This is a genomic window from Natrialbaceae archaeon AArc-T1-2, assembly GCF_030273315.1.
Lineage (GTDB): Archaea > Halobacteriota > Halobacteria > Halobacteriales > Natrialbaceae > Tc-Br11-E2g1.
Window position 1 is genome coordinate 2,322,932 of the sequence record NZ_CP127174.1, and the last position, 16,646, is coordinate 2,339,577.

Below are 16,646 nucleotides of genomic sequence, written 5' to 3' on the forward strand. Positions count from 1 at the left end.
GAGTTACCAGTCACCACGCGCTCGTCGAGTCTCTCGAACCGGATTCCGTTCGCGTTCGCACTCGAGGTCGTCCGCCGGGACGGCTGCAGTCACGACGCCCTGGCGCTCGTCGGCTTCGGCACGGACCGTCCCGTCGGGGCCGGCGACCAGGCTGTGGCCGGCGTGGTCACGGCCCTGCTGGTCACCCGTGTGGTTCGACGCGACGACGTAACAGGGGCCGTCGCGGGCGCGAGTCCGCGAGAAGAGCCGCCAGTCCGCGAGAAACGACGTCCGCCAGGCGGCAGTCACCGCGAGAACGTCACAGCCACGGCGTGCGTACTCGAGTGCGGCCTCCGGGAAGTTGAGGTCGTAACAACAGAGGAGTCCGATCGTTCCGGCCGACGTCTCGACCGTCACCGGCCCCTCGCCGGCGTCGAACACGTCCCGCTCGTCGCCCCAGGCGTACTGCTTGCGGTAGACGCCCTCGAGACCGTCCGGCGAGACCACCGCCGTCGCGTTGTAGACGGCGTCGCCGACTCGCTCGGGCAGTCCGAGGACGAGCGTCGTGTCGACCTCGCGGGCGAGCGAGACGGCTCGATCCGTCAGCGGACCCGGGATCGGCTCGGCGAGGTCGGCGACGACCTCGAGGTCGTAGCCGGTGAGCGACAGCTCCGGGAAGACCGCGAGGGCGACCCCCGCCTCGAGGTCGCCGGCGAGGTCCCGGACGGCCGCGAGGTTCGCGTCGACATCGCCGATCGTCGGTTCGAACTGGCAGGCGGCGACGTGGGCGGTCCTCGTCTCGGTCCCGGAATCGTCGGTCATGTCTCGAGATGTCGGCCGACGCGCCTTGACGGTTCCGCCGGACTCGTTCCGGGCTTTATCAAGGCTGGTCTATGTGTGACTCGAGGGTTAACGGACTCGCGTGCGAACGGACGCCTACGAATGGCCACGAACACGGACCCCACGTCGGACCCACTCGCCGGCCTTGCGGGCGAGGTCGACTTCGGCGAGCCGGCGCGGACGCTGTACGCGACCGACGCCAGCATCTACGAGGTGAAACCGGCGGGCGTCGTCGCCCCCGCCGACCGCGAGGACGTCCGCCGGGTCGTCGCCTACGCACGCGACCACGGCGTCAGCATCACGCCCCGCGGGGCGGGCAGCAGTTTGACGGGCAACGCCGTCGGCGAGGGGATCGTCCTCGACTGCGAACGTCACATGGACGACGTCCTCGCCGTCGACCCCGAGGGAAAGACCGCAACGGTCCAGCCGGGCGTCGTCCTCGAGGACCTCAACGACCGTCTCGCCGAACACGACCGCTACTTCCCGCCCGACCCGAGCACGTCGAGCACCTGCACGATCGGCGGGATGGTCGCAAACGACGCGGCGGGCGCACACTCCGTTCGCCACGGCACGACCCGGGACAACGTCCGGAGCCTCGAGTGCGTCCTCGCCGACGGGACGGTCACGACGCTCGAACGGGTCGAGGGCGAGGCTCTCGAGCGGGCCTGCGAACGCGACGATCGGGCCGGTGAACTCCACCGAACAGTTCGAGCAGTCGCCCGGGACCACGCCGACGAGATCGACGCCCGCTACCCCGGCCTCGAGCGCAACTCCAGCGGCTACGACCTCGCGGGCAGCGCCGCCGCGGACGGCTCCTGGCTCGACCTCTCGAGGCTCGTCGTCGGCAGCGAGGGAACCCTCGGGGTGATCACGGAGGTCACGCTCGAGCTGACCGAACGCCCCGAGCGCCGGGCCGCCGCGCTGGTCTTCTACGAGGACGTGATCGCGGCCGCGGCGGCGGTCGAGTCGACGCTGTCGGCCGACCCGAGCGCGGTCGAACTCGTCGACGCGGACGTGCTCGGCTACGCCCGTGATGCGTGGGGGTTCGACCTCGTCCCGGAGACGGCGGGGGCGGCACTGCTCGTCGAGGTCGAGGGCGACGCCGACGCGATCGACGAACGGCTCGAGGAAGCGATCACGGCGGCGCGGACGGACGCAACGGTCGACCTCGAGCGGGCGGTCGACGACGACGCCCGGGAGGGGCTCTGGACGATCCGGAAAGCGTCGAACCCCTTGCTCAACCGCCGGCCGGGCGACGAACAGGCCCTCTCGTTCGTCGAGGACGCCGCGGTCCCGCCAGCACGGCTGCCCGAGTACCTCGAGCGCGTCGCAGACATCCTCCGCGACCACGACCTCGAGGCGAGCGTCTTCGGCCACGCCGGCCAGGGCGTCTTGCACGTCAAGCCGTTCCTGAACCTCAAGTCCGAACGCGACCGCGAGCGCCTCCGGGCCGTCAGCGAGGCGATCCACGAGGTCGTCCTCGACCTCGGCGGCTGTGTCAGCGGCGAACACGGCGACGGCCGGCTCCGCTCGGCCTACCTCGAGGAGATGTACGGCGAGACGCTGTACGGGGCGTTCCAGCGGGTCAAGCGGGCGGCCGATCCGGACGACGTCTTCAACCCGGCGAAGGTCGTCCCCGACTCGGAGGGGCGGCTGGCGGCCGTCGACGACGACCTCCGGTTCGAGGGCTACGATCCGGAACGGCTCGAGACCGCGCTCTCGTTCGAGGACGAGGGCGGCTTCGGGTCGCTCGTCGAGCAGTGCAACGGCTGTTCGAACTGTCGGACGACCGGCGACGGCGTGATGTGTCCGTCCTACCGCGGGCTCGAGGCGGAGGTGACGAGCACCCGCGGCCGGGCGAACGCCCTCCGGGCGGCACTCGACGGCCGCCTCGGCGAGGACGCGATCACGAGCGACTGGTTCCAGGCGGAGGTGCTCGACCTCTGTCTCGGCTGCAAGGCCTGCGAGACGGAGTGTCCGACCGGCGTCGACTTAGCGAAGCTCAAGACCGAGGCGAAACACCGCAAACACCAGGCTGACGGCACGCCGCTTCGCTCGCGGCTGTTCGCGAACGTCCGGACGCTCAACCGCCTCGGCAGCGCGCTGGCTCCCGTGGCGAACCGTCTCGCCTCGTTCGGTCCCGGACGGGCCGCCCTCGAGCGGACCCTCGGAATCGACCGTCGTCGCTCGCTCCCCGAATTCGCCGCGGAGTCGTTCCTCGAGTGGGTCGAGCGCCACGACGCCCACCCGCGGGCCGGCGACCGTGGCCGGGTCGTCCTCGTGCCGGACTGTTACATGGCCTACAACCACCCCGAGGTCGGCCGGGCCGCCGTCTCCCTTCTCGAGCGCTGTGGCTACGCCGTCGCGGTCCCCGACGTGGCCTGCTGTGGCCGGCCGGCGCTCTCCCAGGGGATGGTCGAGCACGCCCGCGCGGACGCCGCCGAGAACGCCGCGACGCTTTCGCCCTACGCCGACGACGACGTCCCGATCCTCTCGGGCGAACCCTCCTGTGTCAGCGCCTTCCGGGAGTACGGCGACCTGCTCGAGGACCCTGGCGGGGTGCCCGACGCCGCCGCGACCGTCGCCAGTTTCCTGCTCGCGGAGATTCGGGCGGGCGAACTCGAGCTTCCCGTCCCGGGCCGACCCGACGACCACGTCGCCGTCCACACCCACTGTCACGCGACGGCGAAGGGGTTCGACGAGGCCGCGCCGGCGCTGCTCCGTGCGGCCGGTTACGAGGTCGACGTCGTCGAGGCCACCTGCTGTGGGATGGCCGGAGCGTTCGGCTACGAGGCCGACCACTACGATCTCTCGCGGTCGCTCGGTGAGGACCTCGCGTCGAAGATCACGGCCCTCGGGCCCGACGTCGTGGCGACGACCGGCGCGTCCTGCAGTCAGCAACTCGCCGACCTCGGTCGAGAGACGGTCCATCCGCTGGTGTTGCTCGCGGAGGTGCTCGAATGACCGCCGACGGAGCGGGAACCCGCGACTGGCTCGAGGACGCAATCGACGTCCACGTCCACACCGCCCCCGACCTGGTCGAGCGCGCCCAGGACGACCTCGCACTCGCTCGCGACGCGCTCGCGGCCGGGATGGACGGCGTCGTCGTCAAGAGCCACGTCCTGCCGACGGCCGACCGCGTGGCCGCGGTCAACCGGGCCGTCGGCGAGGACGTTCTCGCCGGCGGCATCGCGCTCAACGGCACGGTCGGCGGCATCAATCCCGATGCGGTCGAGACGGCGCTGGAACTGGGCGCGGCGATCGTCTGGCTGCCGACGCTGTGGGCGGCGAATCACGCCTCGCGGGCGCGTGCCGCCGGCGAGACCCACTTCGTCGGCCAGCGGGTGCCGAGCGCGGACGAGGAACTGGTCGTCGCCCGCGACGGCGAGGTCGTCCCCGAAATGCGAGCCGTGATCGACCTCGTCGCCGAGTACGACGCCGTGGTGGCGACCGGCCACGTCTCGCCGGCCGAGATCGAGGCCGTCGTCGACGCCTGTGTGGACGCGGGCGCGACGCCGATGATCAACCACCCGTTCTTCCGGGTGACCGACCTCTCGATCGACCGGCAGGCCGACCTCGCCGACAGCGGGGCCGTGATGGAGTACTGTGCCTACGCGATCGAGAGCACACCGGGACACACCGTCGAGCGCGTCGCCGAGGCGATAGAGCGGCTCGGCCCCGACAGCTGTGTGCTGGCGACCGACTACGGCCAGGCCGACAATCCGGCGGTTCCCGGACTCGCGTCCTTCGGCCAGGCCGTCTACGAGGGGGGCGTTCCCGAGTCGACGGTCCGGACGTGTCTCACGGAGACGCCGTCGGAACTGCTCGAGCGCTGATTCGGCCCCTCACTTATACCCTACAACATGTCTCTGTGAACGCTCATGCCCAGGTTTGCTCTACGACAGGATGGAAATGACGGACTATCCGGTCGTCAATGGACACCACCACATTGGCAACGACAACGCTGAACAGGATCGGACCTTCGAGTGGTCCGAGAGTGTCGAGTCGGTGATCGAGGCGATGGACGAGAACGGCGTGGACGCGACCATCCTCCAGCCACTCGGCGGCGAGAACGACCGCTCCGTGACCGAGGTCCACGACCAGATCTACGAGGCCTCCCAGGAGTACGAGGGGCGCATCTTCGGTACCGCCGCAGTCAACCCCCACCTCGGCACCGACTTCGTCCACGACGAGATCACGCGCTGTGTGCAGGAACTGGACTTCAAGTTCGTGAAACTGCACACGCTCGCGTGGGGCGTCGACCCGACCTCGGACATCGCCTACGACGTCTTCGACGCCTGCGAAGAGAACGACGTTCCCGTGATGGTCCACACCGGCCCCCACGGGATGCCGTTCTCGGTCCCCGGGATGTACATGCCCGTCGCCGAGGACTACCCCGACCTGCCGATCATCTTCGCGCACATGGGCGGCGCTTACACGCTCACCCAAGAGGCGATCTTCATGGCCGAACGCTACGACAACATCTACCTCGACACCACGCTCGTGCTCAACATGTACCTCAAGCGCGCGATGGAAGCCGTCGGTGCTGATCGGCTCCTGATGGCGGCCGAACACTCCTCGAACATCCCCGTCGCGCTCACGAAAGTCGACTGCATCGGCGCGAGCGAGGAACAGAAAGCGAAGATCCTCGGCGGCAACGCCATCGACCTCTACGACCTCGACGTCGAGAAACAGTCCTTCGAGGAACAGGTTCCCGCCGACGACTGATACTGACTGCTGTACGTCATTTCCGGCGCGACCGCGACCCGTCCGGCGGTCGCACCGGGACATCGGTACCGCATTCCGTATGAGCGCCCGACCCTCGTTTTCCGGCCGTGAACGGCCACAGCAACACCGCTTTGAGCCCCCTCGAGTGTCTCGCGACGGTCGCCTATACACGTTCAGTACTTCCGGTCTTCGGGGGCCAGGTCGAGGTCGTCGTAAAACTCCTCGTCGATGCGGTCGCGGTCGGCGAGCCACCGGTCGAACGTCGAGGGGTCTTCCGGATAGGCCTCGTACTGCCGGTCGTACGCGGCGACGTAGTCCCGCGTTTTCCTGACGGCGCGGATGGCGTCGTACAGCTCCCCGACGCTCACGCCGAGCGTCTCGAACGTGTCCGTACGATACGCCGCGACGAAATTCGTGAGGACGCCGGTGCCCACGAGAATCTTGCTCGTGAGGCTGTCCACCTCCGTCGAGGTGCCGACGATCTCCCGGAGTTCCTGTTCGGGAAGCAACGCGGCGAGCGCCCGGAGCAGGTTCACCTCGAGAGAACTCGCGGCGACGTTGTAGGCGTCCCACGAGGCGAGTTTCGCGGCCTCGCCGTGCTCGCGGTAGAGCCAGCGGTTGTGCTCCCAGAGTCCCGCCTCGGAGACGTCGCCGTCTGCGACAGCCTCGGCGGCGGCGCGTCCGGCGGAGTAGCCGGAGTAGGCCGCCCCGCGGATACCTTTGCCCGTGATCGGATGTGTCGTCCCCGCCGCGCCGCCGGCGGCCAGGTAGCCGGGTGCGACCATCGAATCCAGGGGGCGACGGAGCGCGATTGCCGACCCGAGCTTGTTCTTTTTGCCGAACCTCTCTGTGACGGTCGCGCCCTGGTACTCCGGTCGGTTCTCGATGTCCCGACGCACGCGGTCGGCGAGCGGGATCGGCTCCTTGTTCATCTGAAAGCCCAGGCCGACGTTGATCACCGTCGGCGTTCGCGGGAAGTACCAGATGTAGCCCATCTCCTCGAGGGGTTTCCCGACGATGGCGTTGTGGTACTCGACCGGCTCCTCGGTCTCGATAATCTCGCGGTAGGCCGACCCGAAGTGGGTGTAGTGGGGCACCTCGAACGTCGGCTCGCCGGGCGTCTCGAGGTCCTCGAAGTCGACCATCTCCTGCAGGATCGACTGTGCGCCCGCGGCGTCGATCACCACGTCACACTCGTAGCTAACCGGCTCGCCGTCTCGAACCGCGTCGACGCCGGTGACGCGACCGTCCTGGCGTACCTCGGTGACCACCGTGTCGAAGTGCTGGTCCACGCCGCAGTCGGCGGCCTGCTCGAGCAGGCGCTGGCCGAACTCGTAGCGGTCGACGACGTTGCTGCCCGTCTCGTAGGGCAGTACTTTCCGCACGCCGACGTCCTCGTCCCAGAACTCGATCTGATCGATGTTGTTGTCGACGAGGACGGACTCGTCGCGTGCGACCGCGTCCATGTCGATCGGTCCCGGGTAGTTGTTCGGATCTCGCGGGCTCTTGATCGCGTCGCCACAGGCGATGAACCCGCCCTGTTCGCGTGGTTTGCGCTCCAGTTGGACCACGTCGAGCCCGTCGGCCGCTGCCGTCGCCGCCGCAAAGCAGCCCGCTACCCCGCCCCCGACGACGACGACATCCTGGTTGTCCGCCATTGGGTACTGTTCCTGCGTTCGGAGATGGGGAACGTAACTCTTGCTTTCGTGGTACAGCGAGCGGGGCGGCAACTGCAGGCTACTTGTACCCGTGTGAAAGAGTTACGATCATATGCTCACCGCGGAACTGTGCGTTCGCTACGAGGGGGACTGGACGGCCGAACTCGTGAAATACGACGTGTTCGGTGAGTTTCTCGCGTCGACGTTTCGCAACCGGGAGTACATCGGGATCATGGCGCTCGAGACCCGGGACCTCGAGGCGACGCTCGAGATCATCCGCGAGCACCACATGGTCGAGTCCGTCGAGGTCGTCGAACGGTACTCGCCAAACGCCAGCGGGAAGATGGCAGCGACGCTTTTCATCGAGGGCCGTCTCAGCGAATTCACTCCCTTGCAGACGCTGCTGTACGAGGGATATCTCCCGATCGGGCCAACGGCGCTCGAGGACGGACGGGAGTGTTTCGACCTCCTGCTTGCAGACCGCGAAGAGCTCTCACAGGCGGTCGAGTTGCTCGAGGAGTTCGGGCCGGTCTCGATCGAACGCATCTCGCGGGACTTCAGCCGACAGGTGATGCCGAGTGCGGCGGGCTGGCAGGAGCTGCTCGCTTCCGTTCCGTCGCGCCAGCGGGAGGTGTTGAACACCGCGTACGAACGTGGCTACTACGAAATTCCACGGGAGACGACCCTCGAAGAGATCGCAGACGACGTTGGCATCACCAAGACGACGGCCTCGAATCACCTCCGGAAGGCCGAGCGACGGGTCATCGAATTTCTCGTCACGTACCTCAACCTCGCGGCTGCGGGGGAGTGAAAAACACGCCACATGTACTCCCGTACAGCTACCACGGAGCAATCCCGATACTCGAGTATGGATACGTTTCTCGTTCCGGTGACGAGCCATCCCGGCTGGGCGCGTGACGTCGCGACCGCCGCGACGGAGATCGAATCGCCCGAAGACGCGGAAGGGATCGTCGCCCACGTCTTCGAGGACGGCGAGGTCGAGTCGACGCGGTCGAATCTGGAGTTACCAGCCGACGAGACGGCCACGCTCGACGAACTCGCTGCCCGAAAGTCGGGCGTCTCCACGACGGTCGCCGAACTCGAGGATGCAGGTATCGACGCTCGCGTCCGCGGCGTTCGGGCCGGTGACGAACCGGGCGATGCGATCGTTTCGGCCGCGGAGCGAGCGGGCGTAGACCGGATCTACCTCTACAGTCGAAAGCGCAGCCCGGCAGGGAAAGCGGTGTTCGGGAGTACGGTACAGCGCGTGCTCCTCTCGGCGTCGTGTCCCGTCGTCGTGCTCCCGTACGGGGCACGCTGACGTATATACTCCGGGACTCGTTGGTGTCATCGCTTACAGACGTCCCGCTCGAGGTCGTCGGTACGATGGAGCGACGCACGTCCCGACCCGACGGGAACGCCGTGGCCGGGAGCGCAATAGGAGGACACGCCTAACCATGCAGGAGTTCGTCCCGCCGCCACGGACGTACGCGGGTCCGGGATCCCGGTCGGCGCTCTCACGCGTCGTCGACGACGGGAACGTCCACGTCGTCACCGACGAGGGCGTCGTCGACGCCGGCGTTCTCGAGGCCGTACTCGATCACCTCCCCGCCGAGCCGACGGTCCACGCTACGGTGTCGGAAAACCCCGACCGGGAGACCGTCGCGGCACTCGCCGCTCGAGTCGGGGACGCAGACCTCGTCGTCGGCGTCGGGGGCGGAAGCCCGATGGACGCCACGAAAGCCGCGTGTACGCTGCCTGCCTTCCACGCCGACGTCGCGAGCGACCTCGCGATCACCGCGGAAACGCCACTCGCACATCCCGACCGTGCGGTGCCGTTCGTCCTCGTACCGACGACGGCTGGTACGGGGACGGAGACCGGCTACTGGGCGGTTATCTCCGATCACGACCGAAGCGAGAAAGTCAGCGTCGGTCACCCGGCGATGCTCGCCGAGGCCGCCGTCCTCGACCCCGAACTCACGACGTCGTTGCCACCGACTCTGACGGCCGGGACGGGATTCGACGTAATCACACACGCGGTCGAGTCGCTCGTCGCCGACGGGGCGACGGCGTTGACGATCCCGTACAGCCGTCAGGCGTACGCCCTCGCCGCGTCGTCGCTTCGAACGGCGACGACAGACGGCGAGAACCTCGAGACACGGGAACGGCTGCTCGAGGCCAGCTATCTCGCCGGCGTGGCGATGAACAACGCGGGCCTCGGAGCCGTCCACGCGATCAGCCACGCGATCAGCGGTCGGTACGACCTTCCACACGGACACACGAACGCCCGCCTGCTTCCCGCCGTCGTCCGTCACAACGGCGAGCGCTCGCCGCAGGCACGCGAGCGATACGCCACCCTCGTCGAGACGACAGAGCCCGCTCACGAGGCCGTCGCCGCTCGACTGACGCGGCTGCGACGCGACGTCGGACTGGACGAGGACCCGCCCGGAACGCCCGACGCCTGGGCGCTCGAGGCGGTCGCCGACTCGGCCATCGAGAATGTCAACATGGACACGAATCCGGCGTCGTATACCGAATCCGACGTCGTCGACAGCTGTCGACGTGCGTTCGACACAGGTCGGCATAACTGACAGTTCGCTTCGCCAATCGGAAGATTCGAAAAACCTACAGCTTAAACCGTTATAAACCCTGCTACTAGTTGGAGCTAGTCGTTAATGTCGCACTCTCCGACCAACACTCTGTGATGACGGGACACACGTCACGACGGACCTTACTGAAGACGACCGGTGCTGCCATCGGGACGGCGGGTCTCACCGGCCTCGCCGGCTGTACCGGTATGCTCGGCGGTGGTGACGTCGCCATCGGCTCGAAAGACTTCACGGAACAGCACGTCCTCGGACAGCTCGCTATCGAGGCTATCGAGGCCAACACCGATCTCGGGGTCGCCGACGAAACGGGTCTCGGCGGGACGATTCCCAACTTCGAGGCACTCGATGCGGGGGAGATCGACCTCTACTGGGAGTACACGGGGACGATGTGGCTCGCGATTCCGCCGGAGCAAGACGGTATCATCGAAGATCCCGACGAACTCTACGAGGAGGCCAGCGAGATCATGGACGAACAACACGACGTCGCCGTCCTCGAGAAGGCACCGCTTAACAACACCTACCAGATCCTCGCCACTTCGGAGTGGCACGACGAACACGGCGTCGAAACGTTGAGCGAGTTCGCCGAGTTCGCAGACGACGGCGACGTCGAGGACACGGATCTCGTGCTCGGCCCCGAGTTCCAGGAACGGGAGGACGACGGCTGGCCCGGACTCATCGAGCACTACGACTTCTCCGAGGCGGCGATCGAAACGCTCGATGACAACACGGAGACCGTCAACGAAGACGTCGTCTACGCGGCTATCGGGGAGGAAGACCAGGGCGACATCGGCATGGGCTTTGCGACCGACCCCCGGATTCCCCTGTACGACCTCCAGATACTGGAAGACGACGAGAGTTTCTTCCCCACGTACAACGCTGCACCGATGGTCCGAAACGACACGCTCGATGACCACCCCGAGATCGCCGATGCCCTCGAGGAAATTCCGCCACTGCTTGACAACGACACGATCTCGGAGCTGAACATGGAAGTCGCCGAGGAGGGTCGCAGTGCCAGTGCCGTCGCGACGGAGTTCCTCGACGAACACGATCTCATCTGACGATGACCCTCTCGATCGGCACTGCCGCGACGACGAACGCCCTGCTGGCTGACGTCTTCCGTCTGGTCGCATACGTCGACTTCGCGACGGGCCACGCCGACCAGCTGGTGTTTCGGACCCTCGAGCACGTCGAGATCATCGCCTTCGCGATCGCGCTTGCGGTCCCGATCGGCGTCGGGCTGGGCTTTCTGATCACGTTCGACGAGCGACTCGCGACGGTCGTCATCTGGCTCGCCGGCATCATGATGACGATCCCAAGCCTCGCCCTGTTCGGACTGTTGATCCCCTACTTCGGCATCGGTGCACCGTCTGTTATCGTCGCGCTCATCCTGTACAGCCAGCTTCCGGTCATCCGGAACACCTACGTCGGGCTGAACGACGTCGATCCGGCGGCGCTCGAGGCCGGCAGGGCGATGGGGATGACGAAACTGCAGCTACTCCTGAAAGTCCAGCTGCCGTCGGCGCTGCCGGTCATCATGGCTGGCGTCAGAAACGCCGTCGTCATCCTCATCGGCATCGCGGCGATCGGCGCGTTCATCGGTGCCGGGGGACTCGGCCAGTTCCTCTTCGACGGCGTCGGGTGGAACAACCAGGAGATGCTCGTCGTCTCGACGCTCGTCCTGGCCCTACTCGCGCTGGTCGTCGACTACGCCTTCGGCGTCAGCGAACAGCTGTTCCGACTCAACAACGGCGAACGGATCGAGCCCTCGGCCGGGACACGACTCCTCCAGCGGGTGATAGCATGATTACGTTCGAACACGTGACGAAACAGTACGCGGACGGTACCGTCGCGATCGAAGACGTCTCCTTTACGGTCGAAGAGGGAACGACGACCGTCCTCGTCGGCCCCTCTGGCTGTGGAAAGACGACGACGATGAAACTCGTCAACCGCCTCGAGGACCCGACCGAGGGGACGGTCTACCGGGACGGGACGCCAATCTCGGAGTTCGACCCGATCGAACTCAGACGCAACACGGGCTACGTCATCCAGGAGATCGGCCTGTTCGATCACATGACCGTCGGCGATAACGTCGCGACCGTCCCGAAACTCAACGACTGGGACGAGGAAGCGATCGACGCTCGTGTCGACGAGCTGCTCGAGTTGATGGACCTGCCGCCGGCGAAGTACCGCAACCAGCACCCGACGGAGCTCTCGGGCGGCCAGCGCCAGCGCGTCGGCGTCGCCCGCGCGCTCGCTTCGGATCCCGACGTCCTGTTGATGGACGAACCCTTCGGCGCGCTCGATCCGATCACCCGCGAGAGTCTGCAAGACGAGTTCCTGAAGATTCAGGACGAACTCGAGACGACCATCCTCTTTGTCACCCACAGCATCGACGAGGCGTTGAAGATGGGCGATCGGATCGCCATCTTCGACGTCGGCGAGGTCGTCCAGTACGACACGCCACAGACGATTCTCGACGAACCGAAAAGCGAGTTCGTCGAGGACTTCATCGGCTCGGACCGGCCGCTGAAGAAGCTCAAGGTAACTCGCGTCGAGGACGTGATGAGCGCGACGACCGAGGGGTTCACTGCCGCGGCCGACGGTGGAACGGGGACCACTGCGACCGTCCAGGGCAACGGCGGGAGCACGGTCGACGCCCTCGAGCCCACCGACACCGCCCTCTCTGCGCTCTCTAGACTCGTCGCGAGTGACGTCGGACGACTGCCGGTCGTCGAGGACGGTGAGGTCGTCGGGACGGTCTCAAACGAGGAGATCAGCCGCTCTAACGAGGGTGCCCGTCCGTGAGCGAGCTCCTCGAGGGAATCCGGTTTCTCGTCGAGAACAGCGACGAGGCGATGGTCCAGTTTTGGGAACACCTCGTGTTGGTCGCCGTCTCGGAGTTTGCTGCACTCGCAGTCGCGATCCCGGCGGCGATACTGGCCGTCCGCAACGACCGGGCCAGATCGATCGTCCTCGGTTTCGGAAACGCCGCCCAGACGATCCCGACGATTGCGATTCTCTTTCTCGCGTTCCCGTTGATCGGGCTCGGCTTCTGGCCGTCGATCGTGGGGCTGTGGGCCTACGCTATCCTGCCGATCATCGTCAACACGATCAAGGGGATCGAGAACGTCGACGAGGGGACCGTCGAGGCCGCCCGCGGGATGGGGATGACCGACTGGGAGATCCTCCGGTCGATACAGCTCCCGCTCGCACTACCGGTTATCTTCGCCGGCATACGGACGAGCATCGTCCTCGTCATCGGCACCGCCTATCTGGCCGTGTTCATCGGCGGCGGTGGCCTCGGTTACTGGGTCGTCGCCGGCATCCAGGGCTACAACGTGCCGATGATCATCGCCGGCGCGCTCCCCGGTGCCTTTCTCGCGATCGGGGCCGACCTGCTGCTTGCCAGAATCGAACGCTACATCGGCGGCGAAGGCGGCGTCGGCGACCTCACGCCGGACGCGGCCTGATACGGACCGTTGTACGTCTGTACCGGCGCAACCGCGACCGTTCTGCGGTTGCACCGGTCAATCGTTACAGCAATCCGTATGAGCCGTCTCCCCCTCCAGAGGCACCCGTTTCGTCGGCCCGACGGGGCGATTCCTCGTTCGCTCGAGATCGTCACGCTGCCGGGCCAGACGAACGCGAGGTTTTTTCGCCCGCCACCGATAGCACCGGACATGGATCTCACCCATCGTCCCCGGCGGCTTCGCCAGGATCGCATCCGCGAGCTCGTCACCGAGACGAGTCTCGAGCCGACGGACTTCATCGCACCCGTCTTCGTCGACGCGACGGCAGACGAGCGTCTCGAGATCGAGTCGATGCCCGGCCACGAACGGGTACCACTCGAGGAAAGCGTCGCCCGCGTCGAGGAGGTGCTCGAGACGGGCGTCGAGGCCGTCATGCTCTTTGGCATCCCGGCGTCGAAAGACGCCGAGGGAACCCGGGCGTGGGCCGACGACGGCGTGATCCAGGAGGCGACCCGCCGGATCACTGCCGCAACCGACGCCTACGTGGTCACCGACGTCTGTCTCTGTGAGTACACCGACCACGGCCACTGTGGAACCCTCGAGGCGAGCCTCCGTGAGGACCCGGGCTGTGCTACTCACACCGTCGACAACGACGCGACGCTGTCGAGCCTCGAGCGAATCGCCGTTTCCCACGCCGAGGCAGGCGCGGACATGGTCGCACCCAGCGGGATGATGGACGGGATGGTCGGGACGATCCGGGGCGCGCTCGATCGCGAGGGATTCGAGAACGTGCCCGTGATGAGTTACGCGGCGAAATACGAGAGCGCGTTCTACGGCCCGTTCCGGGACGCCGCCGACGGCGCGCCCGCCTTCGGCGACCGGCGACACTACCAGATGGATCCCGCGAACGCCCGCGAGGCGCTCCGGGAGGTCCGCCTCGACGTCGAGCAGGGTGCGGACGTGTTAATGGTCAAGCCCGCGCTGCCGTATCTCGACATCGTCGCCTCGCTCCGGCGGGAGTTCGATCACCCCATCGCCGCCTACAACGTCTCCGGTGAGTACGCCATGCTCTACGCCGCCGCCGAGAAGGGCTGGCTCGACGCAGAGGAGACAGCCCTCGAGTCGCTGCTGTCGATCAAACGCGCTGGCGCGGACCTGATTCTCACCTACTTCGCCGAGGAGGTCGCCGAGCGACTGTCCTGACCTGCGCCGCCGGAACACCCTTGCCGGTTCCGGTCGTGGGTCTCACACGAGCATGGACGATACCCTCCGACCGCTCGCGCGCTCGCTCCGAGAGGCACCCGTCGTCGATCGGGACGGCTACGAGTACTTCGTCCACGGCGTCACCGATGGGGTCCCGCCGATCGAACCCGACGTACTCCGGGCGGTCGCCGACGGCATCCGCGAGCGGGTCGACATGGACGCGATCGACACCATCGTCGCACCGGAGGCGATGGGTATCCACCACGCGACGGCGCTGTCGCTTGCGACCGACACGCCGTTCGTCGTCGTGCGCAAACGCTCCTACGGCTTCGAGGACGAGGTTGCCGTCCACCAGGAAACGAGTTACGGCGAGAGCGAACTCCACCTCAACGGCGTCGAAGCCGGCGATCGGGTGTTGCTCGTCGATGACGTCTTCTCTTCCGGCGGAACGATCCGGGCCGTCTACGCCGCCCTCGAGGAGGCCGACGCCGAACTGGTCGACGTCGTCGTCGTCCTCCGCCGGACCGACACCGACCCGCCAGAGCTGCCGGTCACGGTGACGAGCCTGCTCGAGGTTCGCATCGAAGAGGGCGCGGTCGTCGTCGAATGAGTCATACGGACCGTTGTAAGTCTGTACCGGTGCAACCGCAGAACGGTCGCGGTTGCGCCGGTAAATCGTTACAGCAATCCGTATCAGGTCTCGAGGACGAGCCGATCCCCGACGCCGACGTCCGCAGCCGCGTCGGCGGGAAGTTCGACGAGCAGATCGGCCTCCGCGCGGGCGAACCCGAGCCAGGGACGGAGCCGTTCGACCCGGCGGACGGTGTCGTCGACGACCCAGACGACGTCGATGGGGAAGGGGACGAACAGCATGTGGACGTATCGGATCTTCGCCCGGTCGAACCGGAACGCGAGCGCGTAGTCGTCGGGAATCGATCGGCGGAACGTCAGCCCCCGGAGCTGGCTGGGGATCGAGTCGGCGGTGTCGACGTCGGTCGCCAGCACCTCGGCGTCGCCGTCCGGATCCGTAACCACTCGCACGACCTCGAGTCGGCAGGCCGGGGCGAAAAAGCTCCCGACTCGAGCGATCTGCATAGGAAGGGAGCAACAGCATTGCTGCTGGAAGCCAACCAGAACCATGAGAATTGCACACATAGCAGCTCTGGAAGATTTCGGCACACGGTCACTCGCGGTCCACGGAATCATGGTCCTCGCGTTTGCAAACGCCGTGTTGGTGGGGCTGTTCGTCCAGGGACAGCTCGGCCTCGTCTCGTTCGTTGCACTGCTCAGCTTCACTGCCGGGCTGTGGGTTGCACACTCGATTCACTCGCTTGGCACCGCCGTCGCTGGCGACGAGTACGCGGGCGTCCTGAACGAGCTGTTCGAGACCGAAAACGACGAACCCGGTGACGGACTCGATGTCGGTCGTTTCGGTCGCCTGCTCACGCTCATCGCGGCCGTGACCGCGGTGTCGCTTCTGACCTCGGCGCAGGCCCTGCCGGGGGCGGTCCTCTCGATCGCCGTCGTGGCCGTCGGCGCGATCGCGGTCGTGACCGCCATCATCGGGTTCCTGATCGCGGTCGGCGCGTCCTACGACGCGACAGAGAAACGTCGGATCGCCGAACTGGACCGGAGCACGGACGCAGTCGACGTCGACACACAGACTGCAAGCGACCGATAAGGAGACGGCGACTGCTCGGGTCACGCACGCCCGCCGACACGTTAAAACGAATTACTCCATACAAAGCTTGAACCAACTATAACAAAGTTATCGCTAGTGTTCTATTACGCGGGAAACACGATGTCGACGACGCCGTGTTTCTCGTCAATGGAGATAAGTCACTGAACCATGCTTGTCAACGACATGGCCTCGATTTCAGATACGAACGACATGGAAATCGGAACAGTGTCGAACGTGTTTTTCGTGAAATAAAACGTCGGATTTCATCCTTCTCAAACTGCTTTAGCAACGCCTACGCAGAAACTGCTGATCAGTGGCTTAGACCGTTCGCCTTCGCATGGAATCAGCTTATCTGAACACGATGATATATCCGGACATACTGCAAGGAGTTCACTGAGGCACGTGACGCCTTTGAGCACGGGGGTTCGGAGAGGTGATCGTCGACTCGTCGTACCTGTTCGATCTGGTGACGAACGAT

Annotated in this window: 16 protein-coding genes and 1 pseudogene; 14 read left to right on the top strand and 3 right to left on the bottom strand. The window is 66.2% G+C overall.

Translation table 11 applies throughout. The features are described 5' to 3' along the window. Positions 1-3: 3 nt before the first annotated feature. Positions 4-801 carry a carbon-nitrogen hydrolase family protein gene (locus QQ977_RS11930; RefSeq protein ID WP_285925984.1) on the bottom strand — a complete coding sequence of 266 codons (798 nt, stop codon included), beginning with the start codon at positions 799-801 and terminating at the stop codon, positions 4-6. Between the two features lie 120 nt (positions 802-921). On the opposite strand from QQ977_RS11930, the gene QQ977_RS11935 reads away from it, so the two are divergent. From QQ977_RS11935 to QQ977_RS11945, 3 genes are all read left to right on the top strand, one after another. After that, positions 922-3,783 (top strand): FAD-binding and (Fe-S)-binding domain-containing protein, encoded by a 2,862-nt coding sequence (locus QQ977_RS11935; RefSeq protein ID WP_285925986.1) that lies wholly within the window; start codon positions 922-924, stop codon positions 3,781-3,783. Beyond that, complete coding sequence (locus QQ977_RS11940; RefSeq protein WP_285925988.1) at positions 3,780-4,655, top strand: DUF6282 family protein; 876 nt, start codon at positions 3,780-3,782, stop codon at positions 4,653-4,655. Before QQ977_RS11935 ends, QQ977_RS11940 begins: the two co-directional genes overlap by 4 nt. A gap of 76 nt (positions 4,656-4,731) precedes the next feature. Further along, positions 4,732-5,547: an amidohydrolase family protein gene (locus QQ977_RS11945; RefSeq protein ID WP_285925990.1), complete on the top strand. Its 816-nt coding sequence runs from the start codon at positions 4,732-4,734 to the stop codon at positions 5,545-5,547. A gap of 173 nt (positions 5,548-5,720) precedes the next feature. Here QQ977_RS11945 and QQ977_RS11950 read toward each other — a convergent pair whose 3' ends face one another. Beyond that, positions 5,721-7,205, bottom strand: coding sequence for a geranylgeranyl reductase family protein (locus QQ977_RS11950; protein WP_285925991.1), 1,485 nt, complete (start codon positions 7,203-7,205; stop codon positions 5,721-5,723). Positions 7,206-7,317: 112 nt separating this feature from the next. Between QQ977_RS11950 and QQ977_RS11955 the strand changes: the two genes are divergently transcribed. The 9 genes from QQ977_RS11955 (at position 7,318) to hpt (ending at position 15,097) form a co-directional block, all read left to right on the top strand. Further along, complete coding sequence (locus QQ977_RS11955; protein ID WP_285925993.1) at positions 7,318-8,016, top strand: helix-turn-helix domain-containing protein; 699 nt, start codon at positions 7,318-7,320, stop codon at positions 8,014-8,016. 57 nt (positions 8,017-8,073) lie between these two features. Beyond that, the gene (locus QQ977_RS11960; protein WP_285925995.1) at positions 8,074-8,526 is read left to right on the top strand and encodes a universal stress protein; all 453 of its coding nucleotides are present in this window, start codon (positions 8,074-8,076) and stop codon (positions 8,524-8,526) included. A gap of 136 nt (positions 8,527-8,662) precedes the next feature. Further along, positions 8,663-9,796, top strand: a complete 1,134-nt coding sequence (locus tag QQ977_RS11965; RefSeq protein ID WP_285925996.1) for an iron-containing alcohol dehydrogenase family protein — start codon at positions 8,663-8,665, stop codon at positions 9,794-9,796. Positions 9,797-9,909: 113 nt separating this feature from the next. Continuing rightward, positions 9,910-10,872 (top strand): glycine betaine ABC transporter substrate-binding protein, encoded by a 963-nt coding sequence (locus QQ977_RS11970; protein WP_285925997.1) that lies wholly within the window; start codon positions 9,910-9,912, stop codon positions 10,870-10,872. A gap of 2 nt (positions 10,873-10,874) precedes the next feature. After that, the gene (locus QQ977_RS11975) at positions 10,875-11,618 is read left to right on the top strand and encodes an ABC transporter permease (protein WP_285925998.1); all 744 of its coding nucleotides are present in this window, start codon (positions 10,875-10,877) and stop codon (positions 11,616-11,618) included. Beyond that, the gene (locus tag QQ977_RS11980; protein WP_285926000.1) at positions 11,615-12,619 is read left to right on the top strand and encodes an ABC transporter ATP-binding protein; all 1,005 of its coding nucleotides are present in this window, start codon (positions 11,615-11,617) and stop codon (positions 12,617-12,619) included. Before QQ977_RS11975 ends, QQ977_RS11980 begins: the two co-directional genes overlap by 4 nt. 50 nt (positions 12,620-12,669) lie before the next feature. Next, positions 12,670-13,284: an ABC transporter permease gene (locus QQ977_RS11985; protein ID WP_345783362.1), complete on the top strand. Its 615-nt coding sequence runs from the start codon at positions 12,670-12,672 to the stop codon at positions 13,282-13,284. A gap of 210 nt (positions 13,285-13,494) precedes the next feature. Further along, positions 13,495-14,487: a porphobilinogen synthase gene (gene hemB, locus QQ977_RS11990; protein WP_285926004.1), complete on the top strand. Its 993-nt coding sequence runs from the start codon at positions 13,495-13,497 to the stop codon at positions 14,485-14,487. Positions 14,488-14,539: 52 nt separating this feature from the next. Further along, entirely contained in the window at positions 14,540-15,097 is a 558-nt protein-coding gene (hpt, locus tag QQ977_RS11995; protein WP_285926005.1) for a hypoxanthine/guanine phosphoribosyltransferase, read from the top strand. Positions 15,098-15,180: 83 nt separating this feature from the next. On the opposite strand, the gene QQ977_RS12000 is transcribed toward hpt, so the two are convergent. Then, positions 15,181-15,528 (bottom strand): DUF192 domain-containing protein, encoded by a 348-nt coding sequence (locus tag QQ977_RS12000; protein WP_345783335.1) that lies wholly within the window; start codon positions 15,526-15,528, stop codon positions 15,181-15,183. Between the two features lie 97 nt (positions 15,529-15,625). On the opposite strand from QQ977_RS12000, the gene QQ977_RS12005 reads away from it, so the two are divergent. Both QQ977_RS12005 and QQ977_RS12010 read left to right on the top strand, forming a co-directional pair. Continuing rightward, positions 15,626-16,168 (top strand): hypothetical protein, encoded by a 543-nt coding sequence (locus tag QQ977_RS12005; RefSeq protein ID WP_285926008.1) that lies wholly within the window; start codon positions 15,626-15,628, stop codon positions 16,166-16,168. 45 nt (positions 16,169-16,213) lie between these two features. Then, positions 16,214-16,524: pseudogene (locus QQ977_RS12010) on the top strand (IS6 family transposase); the annotation flags it as partial. Positions 16,525-16,646 lie beyond the last annotated feature (122 nt).